Consider the following 15320-nt stretch of genomic DNA (forward strand, 5'->3'; position numbering starts at 1 on the left):
GATAGGTATAAAGGCGCTTCCGCATCTAGGCGTGCCGCCGGGCGGCTTTTCGCAACAATACGGGCAGTATCAAAATATCGATCAAGCCAAAAGGCATGGTTTTGAGCTAAGCTCAAACTACCAAACGCAGGACTTTGATTTCGGCGCGAGCTTCGAGCGACTTAGAATTTACAATAAAAAGACGCACGAAAACATCAATAACCACGCCAAAAAGCTAAGCGCACACGCCTTCTACTCGCCTCTGCACGATCTAAATTTAGGCTTTGAGGTAAGCCACTATTTTAAGCCTCATTCTAAACCTGCTTCATATTTTGCACGCGGGAGGGAGTATTTTTACGTCGATAAAGCCTTTACGATCGCTAATTTTAGAGGAAGTTACAAGATCAAAAACGGCATTATTCCGGCCCTTGACGGCGCGGACGTAAGCTTTGGCGTAAATAATATTTTCGATCGACACTACATCAACGCAAACCGCACGCGCGAGACTGTGGTGGTGGGTGCTGGACGAAATTTCTACGTCGATTTGGAAGTAAGATTTTAGATTAAGCTTATATGGGCGAAGCGCGGGTTAAATTTTAAAGCCCACCCGCGCTTGCGTCCTCTTTCTTTTTAAATTTAAGCCTCATCACGACCTTTTGGCGATGAGGTTTAAATGTGGCATAAATTTCTAGAGCTATAAAATTCCGCAATTTTTAAAATTTCACAAATTGCAAAATTTTAATGGGTCGCAAAGCCCGCAAGTTACGAAATTCCACGCCTCATCAATCGATAGCGTTGGAGCTTTTTAGCACCACTAGATGTTTTTTGCCCGCGAAGCTTAACACTACGGCAGCATTATTTTCGTCGATTTCGCGCACCAGCTCTACTCGCACGTCGCTAGGTCTTGCGGTATCCGAGCTAAGCAGCTCATTTTCTAAAATGCTTCTAAATGCCGAAACCTTGGGCTCTTTTGCATCCAATCTTTCTTTTGCTCCCTCGCGAAATTCCATCGTACCACTCTCGGCAGGGCTTACTTTAAGCGGCGAAATTTTATCCGCTACGCCTATATTCTCGGCGCTCTCAGAGCTTTCGTCCGCCTCCGTAGCTTCCGAACGCTCGGCACGCGCAACTTCATCGTAAAATTTATCGTGTGCACTCTCTTCGCTCACGTTCTCGCCTCTTAAAAAATCTGCACCATCTACGTTTTTTGAGTCGTTAGAATTTTTTAAATTTAAAGCAGAGGCTTCATCTTTCTTCGCAAACTCCTGCGCGTCAGAATAATTTGGGTTCTTTGATCCGCTCTGATTTTTAAAAGAGGATTCGTTTAAAATTTTATCGATGCCCGCTTCGTCCACATCGGCGCCCTCCATGCTAGCGTCGTCTTCAAAAAACCGCCATGTCTCGTCGATACTTTTTTGCGGCTTGTACGATAAAAATTTTCGCACGCCTACGAAAGCCGCAGCCCCAAGCAGTAACGCTACGATTATCGGCATCACGGAAACCCCGCTGCTACCGCTTTGCACCGTCTCACTCGCCTCGCTCTTTACGCTCATCTTGCTCTGATCGAAAGCGGGGTTTTTTACGCGCAAAATGAGCTTTAAATTGCCGTCTTGAGTAAGAGCATCGACTGATAGATCGGCTCCGGTAGGGAAATTGATCTCGATATCCTTGCCCTTAGGCGCTATCGTAAAGCTTTTTAAGACCTTTTGATTGGTGCGCATTTCGTTAAATTTCTCATCGCCGCCAAGCCCTTTTAAAATAAGGCTCATCGACTGCCCGTCGACGCGGCGCACGATGTCGGGCTTGTATGCGGAGTCAAACGCCAAGGCGATGTCGACGCTGTCGTCGTGGTTGAAAAGATCATATTGCATCAAATTGGCGCCGAGACAAAAATTTGCGATTAAAATCAAAAATATCTTTTTCATGCTCTTTCCGTTAGTTAAAAAGTTCGGCGATCTTGTCTTGCAGCTCTCGCCCGCCATAGTTCGCGCATAAATTTACGATCGCGGTGCCTATGATAGCGCCGTCTGCGTATTCTTTGGTGGCGCGAACGTCGCCCGCCGTGCGGATACCAAAGCCGATCGCCACGGGAAGATCACTCATTTTTTTAAGATCTGCGACCATATTTTTAAGGCGCGAAATCGGAGTTTGCTTGCTTCCAGTCACGCCGATAGCGCCCACGCCATAGATGAAGCCTCGCGCGCGGCTCAAAACTCGCGTAGCACGATGCTCGCTCGTAACGCTGATAAGCGGGATGAGCGCGATACCGAACTCCTCGCAAAGCGCGAAAATTTCCTCATTCTCCTCATACGGCAGATCGGGGATTATTAGTCCGCTGATGCCATAGCGCGCCGCCTGCGTTACAAACTCGCGCGCGCCGTAGGCAAAGATCACGTTGTAATAGACCAAAAACACGAGCGGCTTGCGCGTTTGCACCCCTTTTAAAATTTCAAATACTTTCTCCGCGTTTACGCCGTTTTGCACCGCGGAAAAGCTCGCTTTAAAAATTTCGGGGCCGTCTGCGAGCGGATCGGAATAAGGAATGCCTATCTCAAGCAGATCGATCACGCTTTCGTCTAAATTTGACAAAAACTCCTTCGTGTGCGCGGGGCTCGGGTAGCCCGCTACGATGTAGCCAATATTTGCCTTTTTGCCGGCGAAGGCCGCCTTGATCTTATCCATAAATCGTTCCTTTTTTGTAATTCATCACGGTATCCATATCCTTATCGCCCCTGCCGCTTACGTTTACGACGATCGTTTTTTTGCCCTTTAGCTGCGGGCAGAGCTTTTGCAAATACGCTAACGCATGCGCGCTTTCGATCGCGGGGATGATGCCCTCAAGCCTACAGAGCAGTTTAAGCGCCGTGATGCACTCATCGTCGGTTACCGCTTCGTATTTTGCGCGACTTATCTCGTGCAGATGCGCGTGCTCCGGGCCCACTCCAGGATAATCAAGCCCCGCCGAGATGCTGTGCACCGGCTCGATCATGCCGAATTTATTCTGTAGTACGATCGTTTTCATACCATGGATGATGCCCGCGCGCCCATTGGTAATCGTCGCTGCATGATAAGGGGTATGCGCGCCCAAGCCGCCCGCTTCGACGCCGATGAGTTGCACGGCGGGATCGTCCACGAACGCGCTAAAAATTCCTATCGCATTGCTTCCGCCGCCCACGCAGGCTAGGACGTAATCGGCTTTAATCCCCTTGCTCGCAAGCTGCGATTTGGTCTCGGTGCCGATGACGCTTTGAAAATCCCTAACCATCTTAGGATACGGATGCGGTCCGACCGCCGAGCCGATGACGTAAAATACGCTCTCTATCTCATTCACCCACGCCTGAATCGCCGCGGTGGTCGCCTCTTTGAGCGTTTTTAAACCGGTGCCGATTTTGATTAAATTTGCACCCAAAAGCTGCATCCTAAAGGCGTTGAGCTGTTGGCGCGCGGCGTCGGTCTCGCCCATATACACGTCGCACTCAAGCCCAAATAGCGCCGCTGCCGTCGCCGTCGCCACGCCGTGCTGGCCTGCGCCGGTTTCTGCGATGACCTTTTTTTTGCCCATTTTTTTGGCTAGTAGCGCCTGCGCTAGGGCGTTGTTGATTTTATGAGCGCCCGTGTGATTAAGATCCTCGCGCTTTAGATAAATTTCATGCCCGTAGTGCTCGCTAAGGCGCGCAGCGTGATACAGCGGCGTCGGACGCCCCGCATATTCGCGCAGCAAGTAACCTAGCTCGTCTTTAAATTCCTTAGTCTGCGCTATGGTGCTGTACGCATCCTCCAACTCCTCGAGCGCAAACATCGCCGTTTCGGGCACGAACTGCCCGCCGAAACTCCCGAAATACGCCTTTTTATTCATCCTATCTCCTCACATTAAATCGCAAGATTATATAAAATTTCGCGTTAAATTTCGCTTTTTTGACGGCACCTTTTGCGGCGTCCTTCTAAATTTATCGGATATGCAGCCGCAAAAAACGCGCGGCGCAAGATGGTAAATTTTAAAATTTACAATTCAAGGTTTCACGAACTACAAGTAAATTTTATAACGTGATTCTATATGGAATATGAGGGCTTAAATTTGAAAGCAAAATATCTCAAAAAGAGCAATGGTGTCCCCGACAGGATTCGAACCTGTGGCCTCAAAATTAGGAATTTTGCGCTCTATCCTACTGAGCTACGAGGACAAAATCGGCAATTTAATCGCCGATAATATTCATAACGTCGTCTAGTTTTTTGTGAAGATCTTTGTCATTGATGGGCTTTGTCATAAAGTCATAAGCACCCTTATTTAAAGCCTCTCGTTTAGCGGTCTCGTCCGTCGTAAGGACGATGACGGGGATATGAGCTATACTTTCTCTAGCGTGAAGATTATCTAAAAATTCCAGCCCATTCATCACAGGCATTACGATATCTAATAAAATCAAATCAACGGGCTGAACTTCGAGTACGGCAAGGGCGTCCAAGCCGTTTTTGGCTTGGAGTATGGTTTGGAATTTGCCGTATTTTTTTAGCATAACTTCAAGTAGCTTTAAATTTATAGCGTCGTCATCAACCGTTAAAACTTTCAAATCTCTCATTTAAGACCTCATCCTTATATATATTTTTGTGCGAGTTTCTCAAGACCCGACTTGGTGATATTGTAACTAGCGACTTCGCTAAATAGTGGATTTTCATCGTTGTCGTTAGAAAACAGAACTAGCTTGGTCGCAGACGCTTTTCGGCGCAAGCTCTCTAACGCCGCTAAGTCTAGCCCTGCTAGCTTTTTATCAACCAAAACAAGCTTATAGCTGCCCGTAGCCGCCATAGAAATAAGCTGGTCGAAATTGCCCGCAATTTCTACGTCTTTATACTGGTGTTTTAATATGCTGGCAAAAATTTTACTTTCCATAATATTTGCCTTGCATATAAGTATATCTTTTGTCGGCACGCGCGCACCCTTAGCTTTCACTACGTCATCAGAAACTATGCTTTTTTTAGGAACTAGCTTCATTATCGTCTTTGGCACTTTGACAGTTTTAATGACCGTCTTAGGTACCTGGCGTTTGACAAGCTTTTTAACCAGCTTCTTTGTAGTTCCACCGGCAGGCGCTGCATCAGATCGTTTATCACCGATAAAATTATCTAGCATTTGAGCTAAGATATCCTTTTTGATCGGCTTAGTGCAGTATTCGTCAAGTCCTGCTGCCATAAATTTCTCTCTATCACCTTTTAGCGCATTGGCGGTAACAGCCACGATCGGGATGTGGCGGAGATTATTCTCGTGTTCGTATTGCTTGATCTGCTTTGTAGATTCGATACCGTCCATAACAGGCATCGAAATATCCATAAATATGAGATCATAGTCGTTATTAGCTTTTCTGGCTTCCAGCGCCAAAAGTCCGTTTTCGACTATCGTCAAATTCATATTAAAGCTATTTAACGTATGCTTCATAAGCTTTTGATTGATCTCATTATCCTCCGCAATAAGGATTTTGGCGTTATATTTTCTATTGACCAAAGGTACATTTTCATCGGCAGGATTTCGCTCTACCGGCACTTCAACCTCTTCTTCGACTTCGACATCCTCTTCGACCATAATGGTTTCTTCCTGTTGCTCGTCTTCGTATACGGTGACGGGCACCTCGACCATCTCCTCTTCCTCAGGCTGCGGGATAACTACCGGTTCGACTTTTACGCTAACAGGCTCGATCTCAGGCTCTTCGACATGGTCGTTTTGAGTAGCAGGCTCCACCTTCGGAATATCTACAGGCTCCGGCTCAATATTCGGCTCTTCGGCAGGAATATTTTGAGCTGCCGGTTCTACTACTGGCGTTACCGGTTCAGACTCGATATTTGAAGTCTCTTCAAGTTTTGGCTCTATAGGTTTTAGTTCAGGCTCAATTGCTACCGGCTCTGGCTCAACAGCGATAGGTTCTGGCTCAATTATCTTTTCAGCTGTACTTTCAGGTTCTGAAAGTTTAACATTTGAAATTTCATTTTCATGAGCAGAAACACTTGAAGTATCAGGCTTCGAAGCTTTAGCGATAGGAATTTCAGACTCGGTTTTAACGGCTACAGGAATTTCTTCTTCTACGCTTGGAATTTCAACCTTTTTGGCAGGCTCTTGCACCTTGGCGCTCGGTTTGATATCCGAAAGATCGATATCTATATCAGGAATTTCAATCTCAGCCTTAGGCGTCTCAACCTTAGCCTTTGGAATTTCTACTTTCGCAGGCTCAGCCTTTACTTCTTCCTCTTTTTTGATCTTAGGAAGCTCTATTTCGATATCGGAAAGATCGATGCTAGGAGTTTCGGCTTTAGGAGCCTGAGTCTGCGTCGCATGTGTTTTGAGCCCCACAAAATCATCAGGGATTTCCAAAGATATAGGCTCATCGATATCGGCCTGGGCATCCTTTGTGCTTGAAGGCTCTACTTTTGGCTTTTCTGCGCGTGGAATTACTATTTCAGGAATATCAACATTAATCTTTGGCGATTCAGGCTCTATCTTTTCAATCTTAATATCACTCATAGGCTCGATATCTATAGGCTTAATGACCGGTTCTTCTGCTTTAGGAGCTTCTTTTTTGAGCTCTTGAGCAATACTAGGCTTACTAACAGCCTCCTCTTTATGCGCAGAATGAGCCTCGGCATCATGCGTACGCCTTCTGCTTTGCAAGATAGCGCGTAGCTCGTCTGCCGACGAAGTAGTAGCATGTCGTAATTCATCGAGCTTGTTGATGATAGGTCTTTCTTTTACTACCGGCTCTTCCATAATCATTTCATCAGGGGCGATAGGCTTTTCTACCTCAGCATCCAGCTTAATCTCATGCGTCTGTGGAGCAAAATCCGATCTGCTTAGAGCAATTCCGGATTTTGAAATTTTATCTAGCGTCTTAACGAATTTAGTTAAATTAAAAGGCTCTGTGAGGGTAAAAATTTTAGAATTTGAAATACTAATACTTTGAAGCTCTTTTGGCTTAAGAGTCAAGATCGTAGGCATACTCAATATATCGCTAACCTCGCCGTAATTCTTAAATCTAGTGATAAGGGCGTCATATTTGTTATTATTTTGCGCTGAGCGGAACTGCGCGTTCGTATTAAATATCGAAATTTTACCGCCTAGCTTGCTGATGTAGTTTTTAACGATATCATTATACATCGTATCGGCGCTATCGGCTAAAAGCGCAAAATTTAGCCCTTTGATACTTTCAAATACTGCGTCCGCATCAGTTTTTTGCGTCTCTTTAAAAGCAAGAGTGAAATAAAATCTAGTACCCTTTCCTACGGTAGATTTGACCTGAAGCTTGCCGCCCATCATCGCTACGTATTTAGACGAAATCGTAAGTCCAAGACCCGTTCCACCATATTTGCGCGTGATTGTAGAGTCAGCTTGAGAGAAGGCGTTAAATACATTTGCGAGCTTATCTTCAGAAATTCCAATGCCGGTATCTTCTACGCTAAACGTTACGATCGCCTCTCCCGGAGCTTTACTAGGCTCTCTTAAAATTTCAACTACGATAGTGCCGTGCTCAGGCGTAAATTTGACAGCATTTGACATGAGGTTGATAAGAACCTCTTTGATCTTCGTGATGTCTCCGTATAGATGGTGCACGAGTGTAGGATCGATGTAAAGCAAGATGTCAATATTCTTTTCGGCAGCCTTGGCGACGTAAATTTCAACCGCACTTTCGAAATCTTGGATAGGATTAAATAAGATATCCTCAAGCTCGACCTTATTACTTTCGATCTTGGAGACATCCAAAATGTTATTAATGATCGTTAGAAGGTTTTCGGACGATTTTTCGATGGTATCAACGTAATCGCGCTTCTCTTCATCCAGATCGGTATTTTTAAGAAGCTCCGTAAAGCCGATGATGCCGTTAAGCGGCGTTCTGATCTCGTGCGACATATTGGCCAAAAAGATCGATTTTGCCTTGTTGGCATCCTCCGCAGCGCCCTTTTGATATGCAATCAGATCGAGCGCGTCCTCAATAAGCGAATACGCTTTGTTAACACCCTCACTAGTCCTAACGTCGATATGCTCGTGCTGATTCGTCAAATCGCCGATTCGGCTAAGCACGTTGCCGAGGTCGGTAACGTTCTGTCTTAAACGTCTTGTAATACCCAAGGCAAAAACGACCAAAATAGCCGCTAAAACCCATATGCCAAGAGCGATAAATAGGTTTCTTAGTCTTTGCGCTAAGTAAGTATCGGCATGCGCAGCAAGCTCAGCATTGATCTTTTCAGAAATTTCGCTTAGCTTTTTATATTTAAGTGTAGTAGAGGCAAACCACTCTTGAAAAGGTACGCTATAGTGTCCCTCATCCGCTTCTTGCTGCAATGTGGCTGAAATTTTAGCAGTTTCTCTTAATGCGTTTTGAAATTCCTCTCCGTCTAGAATTTTTAAAATTGCGGCTCTAGCATCAGATTCCGGCAAGAAGTAATAATTAGGAAGCGAACTAGATAGGTTGAAGCTAGCCCAAGTCCTTAGCTGCGCTTGATTCATCGCCTTGCTGCCGATAATGTATTCGATAATATAGTCGCGCTCCGATGCAGTGGCATCCATCGCCTCATAAGTATTAAGCAACGAAACCGTCCAAACGGTGATATTTGAGCTTACAAGACCCTCTCTTAGCACTCGTTGGATTGTTTTTACATCATCGTCGAATTTTTGAAAATATGAACTGAAAAGCTCACCGAAGCTTTTGCTTTGAGCATCGACATCCCTTCTTACCTGCGGAAGTTTGTCTAATAAACCGTCTATATCGGTCTCGGCAGCCAAAAGCTCGTCGTTACCGGTGCCGTAAGCGAAAATATCAAAAATAGTCTTTTTTACGACATTTTCGCTGATATTTTTGCTTTCTTTATACTTTGCAAGCGCATCGTCGGTTTTTTTGCGTTGACCCGATAGAAGGGTTCCCATACCGGGGTTTCCCTCGCTACCCAAAAACGCCGAAGTGATACCGCGCTCTTTATCTACCTGCTCTACTAACGCCGCGAGATTGCTGTTTTTAGCAATCTGCTGCTGCAAAATTCCCACCCTGGCGTAATCCTGCAAAGAGATAAACAAGAAATATGATGCAAACGCGAAAATCAAAAGTAACGGGATACCGCTAACAAGTCTCAAAGCACTTGTAGTATTTAAATTCATACAAAATCCTTCAAAGCGCAGCTTACGCGACGTTAAATTTTATTCAACCGGAGAAACGAAGTCGCTTCCGTCACGCTAGGCGGAGACGATTTAGCCGTCCTGCAAAGTTAATGGGTGATTTTACTAAACAAATCTTTAAATATAGCTTTTTGCGTTAGGTTTTCGTTAATGATTGTTTAAAATTTTTTCGGCGGTTTGGATATTCGTAAGCGATCTGATCTCATCAAAGCTAGCCGCATAAATGCTCTCAAAATCGCCGTAAAAGTCCAAAAGCTTCTTCAGGCTTCCTTTGCTAACGCCCAAGCTTAGCAGCTTTGAGCTTTGCAGATCGAGCTTGCGTTTGCTCTTTTGGTGAAACGAGATCGCAAAACGGTGCGCTTCATCGCGCAGACGCTGAAAAAACTGCAACTTTTTATCATCCGTAGGCAGAGAAAAAATCCCGCCTTTCGTGCAAATTTTATCTTTCGCAGCCCCCTTTGCGCGGTGAGCTTTGGCGTCGATCTTTTCTTTAGAGATAGCGATTATATCGACGTTTGCTCCGACGCTGCAGATTATTTCCTCCGCCAAGTTTAGCAGAGCCGTTCCGCCGTCGATGAGCCACAGATCGGGCGCGGCGAGCTCGTCAAATTTAAGCGCGCGGCTAGTTAGATACTCGCGCATCTGATCGTAGTCGTTATTTGAGCTAAGGTGCTTGTGGCGATAGTTTTGCTTATTAAACTCGCCGTCTTGAAAGCTTATCATAGCTCCCACGGGTGCGGCGCCGAACATATGCGAATTGTCGAAAACCTCGATATTTACGGGCAAATTCGTAAGATTAAAATAATCCTTCAGCTCCTGCAAAAATGCGTAATCGTGCGTTTTTAGATGCTTTTTGATATTGATCTCGCAGTTTTGATATGCGATCTCGCAAATTTTATGCTTCTCGCCGATTTTTGGCGCGTAAATTTTAAACGCTCTTTCATGCCGCTTGGATAAAATTTCGCATACCAGATCCGCATCGTCAAACTCGTCGTAAACGTAAATTTTAGCGCACGCCACGGGAGCCGCGGCCGGAAAGGCGCTTAAGATCATCTGTTTGTAGGCGTTTGCGATATCATCGGCGCTTGGGGCTTTACAGTTAATTATATGCGAGCTTGAGGCTGAAATTTTACCCTCGCGTATGCTAAAATGCACGGCGCAGACGAGCCCGTCGCGTGCGGCAATCGCAAAGACCTCGAAATCATCGAGCTTTGCCAGATCGACCTCGACCTTTACGTTCATCTGCTTTAAAATTTCGATCTTATCGCGGATCTGCGCGGCTTCTTCAAAATTTTCGCTCTGTGCAAGCCGCGCCATCCGATCCTGAAGCTGCGGCACCATCTTTTGCGGATTTTTCAAAGCCGCAAGCGCGCTTTGCACGATACGAGCGTAATCCTGCTTTGAAATTTTATCCTCGCACGGAGCAGCGCAGCGCCCGATCTGATGGAACAAACAGGCCTTCTTGCCCTTGACGCAATTTTTCTTCTGCACGAGCGGAAACTGCATATAAAGCGTCTGTAAAATTTCCTTCGCACCGTGAAAATAGGGACCGAAGTATCTGATGTTTCTGCCCTTTACGATCTTTCGCGTGATCTCAAAGCGCGGGAAATCGTCGTCTAAATTTACATATATATAAGGATAGGTCTTATCGTCGCGCAGCAGGATGTTGTATTTAGGCTTTAGCTGCTTGATGAAGGAATTTTCTAGTATCAGCGCGTCGCTCTCGCTGGGCGTTACGATGTATTCTAAATGCGCCGCCTCGCTTATCATCTTGGCGATGCGCGCACTTAAGCGTGGGCTCGGAGCGAGGGCGGGCGTGAAAGAAAAGTAGCTTTTGACGCGATTTTTTAAAATTTTCGCCTTGCCGACGTATAGCAGCTTGCCCGCGGCGTCGAAGTATTGATACACGCCGGGTGCGGCAGGCAGGCTCTTAATCTCCTCTATTAGCAAGGATCAGCCCTCTTATCTCTTCAAAAATTTTATAAATTTGCGGATCTTGGATTTTGTTTTTAAACTCCCCCTTTGCGCGCTCCAAAGATAAAGCTTCGCCATCCCGGCGCAAATGAGCTTTATAAATTTGCGCCCTTCTTCTGCTCATTACTCTATCTGCGACGAAAAATTTTATCTCGCGCACGCCGCAAAGCTCCGCCGTCTCTCTAGCGGCTACAAAGCGCTTTAATACGTCTTTTATTAAATTTATATTACTATCGCGTTTTAGTTCGCAAAGCCCAGCCGGATGCTTCGCGGCTATCATCAAAATGCCATCTTTGACGTAGATGAAAGCGATCAGCCTTTGCCAACTAAGCGGCAAAATCGCTAAAAACTCGCCTCTTTCTCGCATCTTGGCATATAAAGGATTTTTTCTGATATGAGCGATTATTTCTCTTGCATTTTCCATAAGCGGATTTTAGCATTTTTTATCTTAGTTTTGCTTAGCGGCTGCGGATACAAAGCCCCGCCGTTTTACTCAGACGCAGATGAGCAAACCGCGAACGCAGAGGTATCCGCCGCGGACGGCAACAAAACAAACGACACGAAAGGCGGCGTTAGAATTTTACGCGATAAATAGCCTACTTTTAGCTTTGCTTTGTTATACTTTTAAAAATTTTTACAAAGGAATTTCATGCAAACGGCAGACATTTTAGTGCTGGACTTCGGCTCCCAATACACCCAGCTGATCGCTAGGCGCTTGCGCGAACAAGGCGTTTACACCGAGCTGATCGCATACGACGCACCGATTGATAAGATAAAAGCAAAAAACCCCAAAGGCCTTATTTTAAGCGGCGGGCCCGCTAGCGTTTACGCCAAAGACGCGTATTTTTGCGACGATAGAATTTTTGAGCTTGGAATTCCTATTTTAGGTATCTGCTACGGCATGCAGCTCATCGCGCATAAATTTGGCGCTAGCGTCGTACCTGCGGGTAAAAAAGAGTATGGCAAGGCTTCTTTGAAACTGCTTCGCGCTAGCAGGCTATTTGGCGGCGTGGAGGATAACTCGACCGTGTGGATGAGCCACTCGGACAAGGTCGAGAGCCTGCCGGAGGGCTTTGAGGTGATGGCAAGCTCGGATGAGAGTGAGTGGTGCGTATTTGGTGACGAGACCCGTAAAATTTACGCGCTGCAATTTCACCCCGAAGTCTGCCACAGCGAGTTCGGCGATAGAATTTTAAAAAATTTTGCCAAAGAGATCTGCGGAATAACCAGCACTTGGAATATGGGCAGCTTTGCCAAAGAGCAGATGATCAAAATAAAAGAGCGCGTAGGCAGCGCCAAAGTGCTTTGCGCGGTAAGCGGCGGCGTGGATAGCTCAGTCGTAGCGGCGCTTTTGGCGCATGCGGTGCCGCAGAGCCTGATAGCGGTTTTCGTCGATAACGGACTACTCCGCACGGGCGAGCGCAAGGCGGTAGAGGAGATGTTTAGACTCAAACTGGGCGTGAGCCTGGACGTAGTCGATGCTAGCGAGCTATTTTTAAGCAGGCTGAAAGGGGTGGTCGATCCGGAGCAAAAACGCAAAATCATCGGCGCGACCTTCATTGAAGTTTTCAGCAAAGAAGCGGCAAAATACAAAAACGTAAAATTTCTAGCCCAGGGCACGCTCTATACTGACATCATCGAAAGTTCAGTCGCGGGCTCAAGCAAAACGATCAAAAGCCATCACAACGTAGGCGGCCTGCCTAAGGATATGAAATTTGAACTGATCGAGCCTCTGCGCGAAATTTTTAAAGACGAAGTGCGCCAGCTGGGACTCGAGCTAGGTCTTTCGCGCGAAGTCGTTTTCCGCCATCCATTCCCAGGTCCGGGTCTTGCGATCCGCATAATGGGCGAGGTAAATACACCGAGTCTCGAGCTGCTGCGCAAAGCCGACGTGATCCTACGCGACGAGCTAAAATCAAGCGGCTGGTACAACAAAACATGGCAGGCGTTTTGCGTGCTGCTAAACGTGCACTCCGTGGGCGTCATGGGCGATAACCGCACCTACGAAAACGCCGTGTGCATACGCGTAGTGGACGCTAGCGACGGAATGACGGCTAGCTTCTCGCGCCTGCCTTACGACCTGCTAGAAAACGTCTCTCGCCGCATCATAAACGAAGTGGATGGCATCAACCGCGTAGTTTACGACATCTCGAGCAAACCGCCCGCAACGATAGAGTGGGAGTAAGATGAAACAAATCTGCATCATTTTAGCGCATCCTTACGAGAGAAGCCTAAATGCGGCTATTGCAAACGCAGCGGCAGAAAAGCTGCAAAATAGCGGCTACGAGGTTAAATTTCACGATCTGTATAAAGAAAAATTTAACCCGATTCTTAGCGGCGCCGAACTAATAAGCGATAAAAGCGACGACGAGCTGTTAAAAGCGCATCAAAAAGATATCGCAAATGCCTACGGTATCGTGATCGTGCACCCAAACTGGTGGGGCGAGCCGCCCGCCATCCTCAAGGGCTGGATTGACCGTGTGCTAAGGCAGAGAGTAGCCTACGATTTTGCGCCGGGCGATAACGGCGGCGGGCTTCCGATAGGACTTTTAAAGGCTAAAGCCGCCGTAGTTTTCAACACCTCCAACACCCCCGAGGCCAGAGAAAACGAGATATTTGGCGATCCGCTGGAAAAAATTTGGAAAAGCTGCATTTTTGATTTTTGCGGCGTGAAAACCTTTGAGCGGCTGATGTTTAGAGTGGTCGCGGATAGCGACGAAGCTGAGCGAAAGGTGTGGCTAAGGCAGGTAGTTCAGACGCTGGATAGATACTTTCCGAAGCAATCGTAATTGCTCTAAATTTAAAAATGCGCTATCCGCAAAATCCGCGCGGCGCAAAATTTGACCGCCTATTTTAAACAGATACGCGCCGAATTCGCTCGCACATTTGGCGCAAAATCTATAAAATTTAGGAGGTAATCATGCTTAGATTAATCGCAGCGATGGCGATCTTAGCGGCTCTCATATACTTCGTGATGGGAGGCGGCGGCAAAAAGACGATCAAAGATTACAAAAATTTCAGCCGCGAGGAGCTGGAGACTTTATGCCTCGAAAAGAACGATAAAATCGCCTGCCAGCGTATCGCAGTGGACTATATCAAAGAAAATAAACCGAAAAAATGATCTAAATTTGCGAGGCTAATTTTGCGGTTTCGTTCAAACAGCGCGCGGTTAAATTTCTTTCTAGCCCGGTCCAAACGCTGCGCGGATAAATTTGCCTGCAAAGCACGACTAAAATGTCGATTAAATCGGTACCGAGCGCCGCGCAAATAGCGTAAATTTAAAAGCAATAATTCAAGTATTAGCATGCGCGCTGAAAAACCGCTAGCCAAAATTAAAAGCGATAAATCGCGCTGTGTTCTTTGCGCGCATACAGAAGGAGCGACGGATGAAAATTTTATGGCAAAGTAGGCTTCAAAACAGACTTCGCGATATCGGTGAAAACGTCCTGATAAAGGGCGATCGCACATTTTACGTAGGCGATAACGACGAACAAAAGCAGATGAAGCTTAGAAAATTTTCGCTCGCCCACGGCGAGCAGCTAGCCGGCGCGCTGCTAGCCGTGGGCGGGCTTTTGGGCGTATATTTCGGCACCTCTCAGGCTCACCGCGTAAGGCGCGAAACGCAGAAAAAATGGCTGCTCGTCCTTTATGTCGTGCTATTTGCGCTGGCGCTAAAAAAGGTGCTACAGTAGTGGCGCGAGCGATTTTGCCGCACTACGTTTTGCCCTGCCATCGTTTCGCTACAAGCGTGGTTTAGACGCCTACTACGGACACGCCAGAGTGATTTTAAGCGTTCGCGCTGTTTTGCTACGCCGCCCTTTTATAATCTCTTGGTTTGCTTTGCCGTCCTCTTACACTGCGCGCGTTTGGTCTCCATCTTGCGGCACCACGTAAAACGTCGCATTCCGTCGCGCAAGTAAAATTTTAAAATGAAATTTCAAAAAGCGCGAGCGCAGAATTTTAACTAATCGCGTTAAAATAGCGAAGTCGCACATCTTTCGTCCTATGGAGGCTAGATGGCGAAATAAAATTTACGAATTTTAAAAGGACTTGGATTGACGAACTTGATTTTAGCAGGGCTAGGCGGCTGTGTAGGCGCGATGGCGCGAGTAGGCTTAAGCGGAGCGATCGCGCGCGTAATGGATCGCGCCGGATTTTGGAGTGCGTTTCCGATCGCTACTTTTTGCGTGAATGCGCTGGGAAGCCTGCTGATAGGGTTTTT

General features: G+C 46.6%; 13 protein-coding genes and 1 tRNA gene. 6 read left to right on the plus strand and 8 right to left on the minus strand.

What is annotated here, in order from left to right:
• A partial coding sequence (locus Q0277_RS09515) for a TonB-dependent receptor (RefSeq protein ID WP_297997542.1) occupies positions 1-541 on the plus strand: 541 nt, incomplete at its 5' end.
• A gap of 220 nt (positions 542-761) precedes the next feature.
• Here Q0277_RS09515 and Q0277_RS09520 read toward each other — a convergent pair.
• The 8 genes from Q0277_RS09520 to Q0277_RS09555 form a co-directional block, all read right to left on the minus strand.
• Entirely contained in the window at positions 762-1904 is a 1143-nt protein-coding gene (locus Q0277_RS09520; protein ID WP_297997544.1) for a hypothetical protein, read from the minus strand.
• A 10-nt stretch (positions 1905-1914) separates the two neighbouring features.
• Positions 1915-2661 carry a tryptophan synthase subunit alpha gene (gene trpA / locus Q0277_RS09525; RefSeq protein ID WP_297997546.1) on the minus strand — a complete coding sequence of 249 codons (747 nt, stop codon included), beginning with the start codon at positions 2659-2661 and terminating at the stop codon, positions 1915-1917.
• Complete coding sequence (gene trpB / locus Q0277_RS09530) at positions 2654-3835, minus strand: tryptophan synthase subunit beta (RefSeq protein ID WP_297997547.1); 1182 nt, start codon at positions 3833-3835, stop codon at positions 2654-2656. Before trpB ends, trpA begins: the two co-directional genes overlap by 8 nt.
• 248 nt (positions 3836-4083) lie before the next feature.
• Positions 4084-4160: transfer RNA gene (locus Q0277_RS09535), tRNA-Arg, on the minus strand.
• Positions 4161-4172: 12 nt separating this feature from the next.
• Entirely contained in the window at positions 4173-4553 is a 381-nt protein-coding gene (locus tag Q0277_RS09540) for a response regulator (RefSeq protein WP_005869488.1), read from the minus strand.
• A 14-nt stretch (positions 4554-4567) separates the two neighbouring features.
• Positions 4568-9106 (minus strand): ATP-binding protein, encoded by a 4539-nt coding sequence (locus Q0277_RS09545; protein WP_297997549.1) that lies wholly within the window; start codon positions 9104-9106, stop codon positions 4568-4570.
• 165 nt (positions 9107-9271) lie between these two features.
• Complete coding sequence (gene uvrC, locus Q0277_RS09550; RefSeq protein ID WP_297997551.1) at positions 9272-11074, minus strand: excinuclease ABC subunit UvrC; 1803 nt, start codon at positions 11072-11074, stop codon at positions 9272-9274.
• Complete coding sequence (locus Q0277_RS09555; protein WP_297997553.1) at positions 11055-11465, minus strand: hypothetical protein; 411 nt, start codon at positions 11463-11465, stop codon at positions 11055-11057. Before Q0277_RS09555 ends, uvrC begins: the two co-directional genes overlap by 20 nt.
• 27 nt (positions 11466-11492) lie before the next feature.
• Here Q0277_RS09555 and Q0277_RS09560 point away from each other — a divergent pair, with 27 nt between their 5' ends.
• From Q0277_RS09560 to Q0277_RS09580, 5 genes are all read left to right on the plus strand, one after another.
• Positions 11493-11693, plus strand: a complete 201-nt coding sequence (locus Q0277_RS09560; protein WP_297997555.1) for a hypothetical protein — start codon at positions 11493-11495, stop codon at positions 11691-11693.
• A gap of 54 nt (positions 11694-11747) precedes the next feature.
• The gene (gene guaA, locus Q0277_RS09565; protein WP_297997556.1) at positions 11748-13283 is read left to right on the plus strand and encodes a glutamine-hydrolyzing GMP synthase; all 1536 of its coding nucleotides are present in this window, start codon (positions 11748-11750) and stop codon (positions 13281-13283) included.
• Between the two features lies 1 nt (position 13284).
• Positions 13285-13887 carry an NAD(P)H-dependent oxidoreductase gene (locus tag Q0277_RS09570; protein ID WP_297997557.1) on the plus strand — a complete coding sequence of 201 codons (603 nt, stop codon included), beginning with the start codon at positions 13285-13287 and terminating at the stop codon, positions 13885-13887.
• A 131-nt stretch (positions 13888-14018) separates the two neighbouring features.
• Positions 14019-14219 (plus strand): hypothetical protein, encoded by a 201-nt coding sequence (locus tag Q0277_RS09575; RefSeq protein WP_297882160.1) that lies wholly within the window; start codon positions 14019-14021, stop codon positions 14217-14219.
• Between the two features lie 265 nt (positions 14220-14484).
• Positions 14485-14790: a hypothetical protein gene (locus Q0277_RS09580; RefSeq protein WP_297997559.1), complete on the plus strand. Its 306-nt coding sequence runs from the start codon at positions 14485-14487 to the stop codon at positions 14788-14790.
• Positions 14791-15320 lie beyond the last annotated feature (530 nt).

This window comes from uncultured Campylobacter sp., assembly GCF_938030815.1.
Lineage (GTDB): Bacteria > Campylobacterota > Campylobacteria > Campylobacterales > Campylobacteraceae > Campylobacter_B.

Excerpts from the sequence above, each read along its gene's own strand:
- Q0277_RS09520 (WP_297997544.1), bottom strand. The coding sequence starts at position 1,904 with ATGAAAAAGATATTTTTGATTTTAATCGCAAATTTTTGTCTCGGCGCC.
- trpA (WP_297997546.1), bottom strand. The coding sequence starts at position 2,661 with ATGGATAAGATCAAGGCGGCCTTCGCCGGCAAAAAGGCAAATATTGGC.
- trpB (WP_297997547.1), bottom strand. The coding sequence starts at position 3,835 with ATGAATAAAAAGGCGTATTTCGGGAGTTTCGGCGGGCAGTTCGTGCCC.
- Q0277_RS09540 (WP_005869488.1), bottom strand. The coding sequence starts at position 4,553 with ATGAGAGATTTGAAAGTTTTAACGGTTGATGACGACGCTATAAATTTA.
- Q0277_RS09545 (WP_297997549.1), bottom strand. The coding sequence starts at position 9,106 with ATGAATTTAAATACTACAAGTGCTTTGAGACTTGTTAGCGGTATCCCG.
- Q0277_RS09555 (WP_297997553.1), bottom strand. The coding sequence starts at position 11,465 with ATGCGAGAAAGAGGCGAGTTTTTAGCGATTTTGCCGCTTAGTTGGCAA.
- Q0277_RS09560 (WP_297997555.1), top strand. The coding sequence starts at position 11,493 with ATGAGCGATTATTTCTCTTGCATTTTCCATAAGCGGATTTTAGCATTT.
- guaA (WP_297997556.1), top strand. The coding sequence starts at position 11,748 with ATGCAAACGGCAGACATTTTAGTGCTGGACTTCGGCTCCCAATACACC.
- Q0277_RS09570 (WP_297997557.1), top strand. The coding sequence starts at position 13,285 with ATGAAACAAATCTGCATCATTTTAGCGCATCCTTACGAGAGAAGCCTA.
- Q0277_RS09575 (WP_297882160.1), top strand. The coding sequence starts at position 14,019 with ATGCTTAGATTAATCGCAGCGATGGCGATCTTAGCGGCTCTCATATAC.
- Q0277_RS09580 (WP_297997559.1), top strand. The coding sequence starts at position 14,485 with ATGAAAATTTTATGGCAAAGTAGGCTTCAAAACAGACTTCGCGATATC.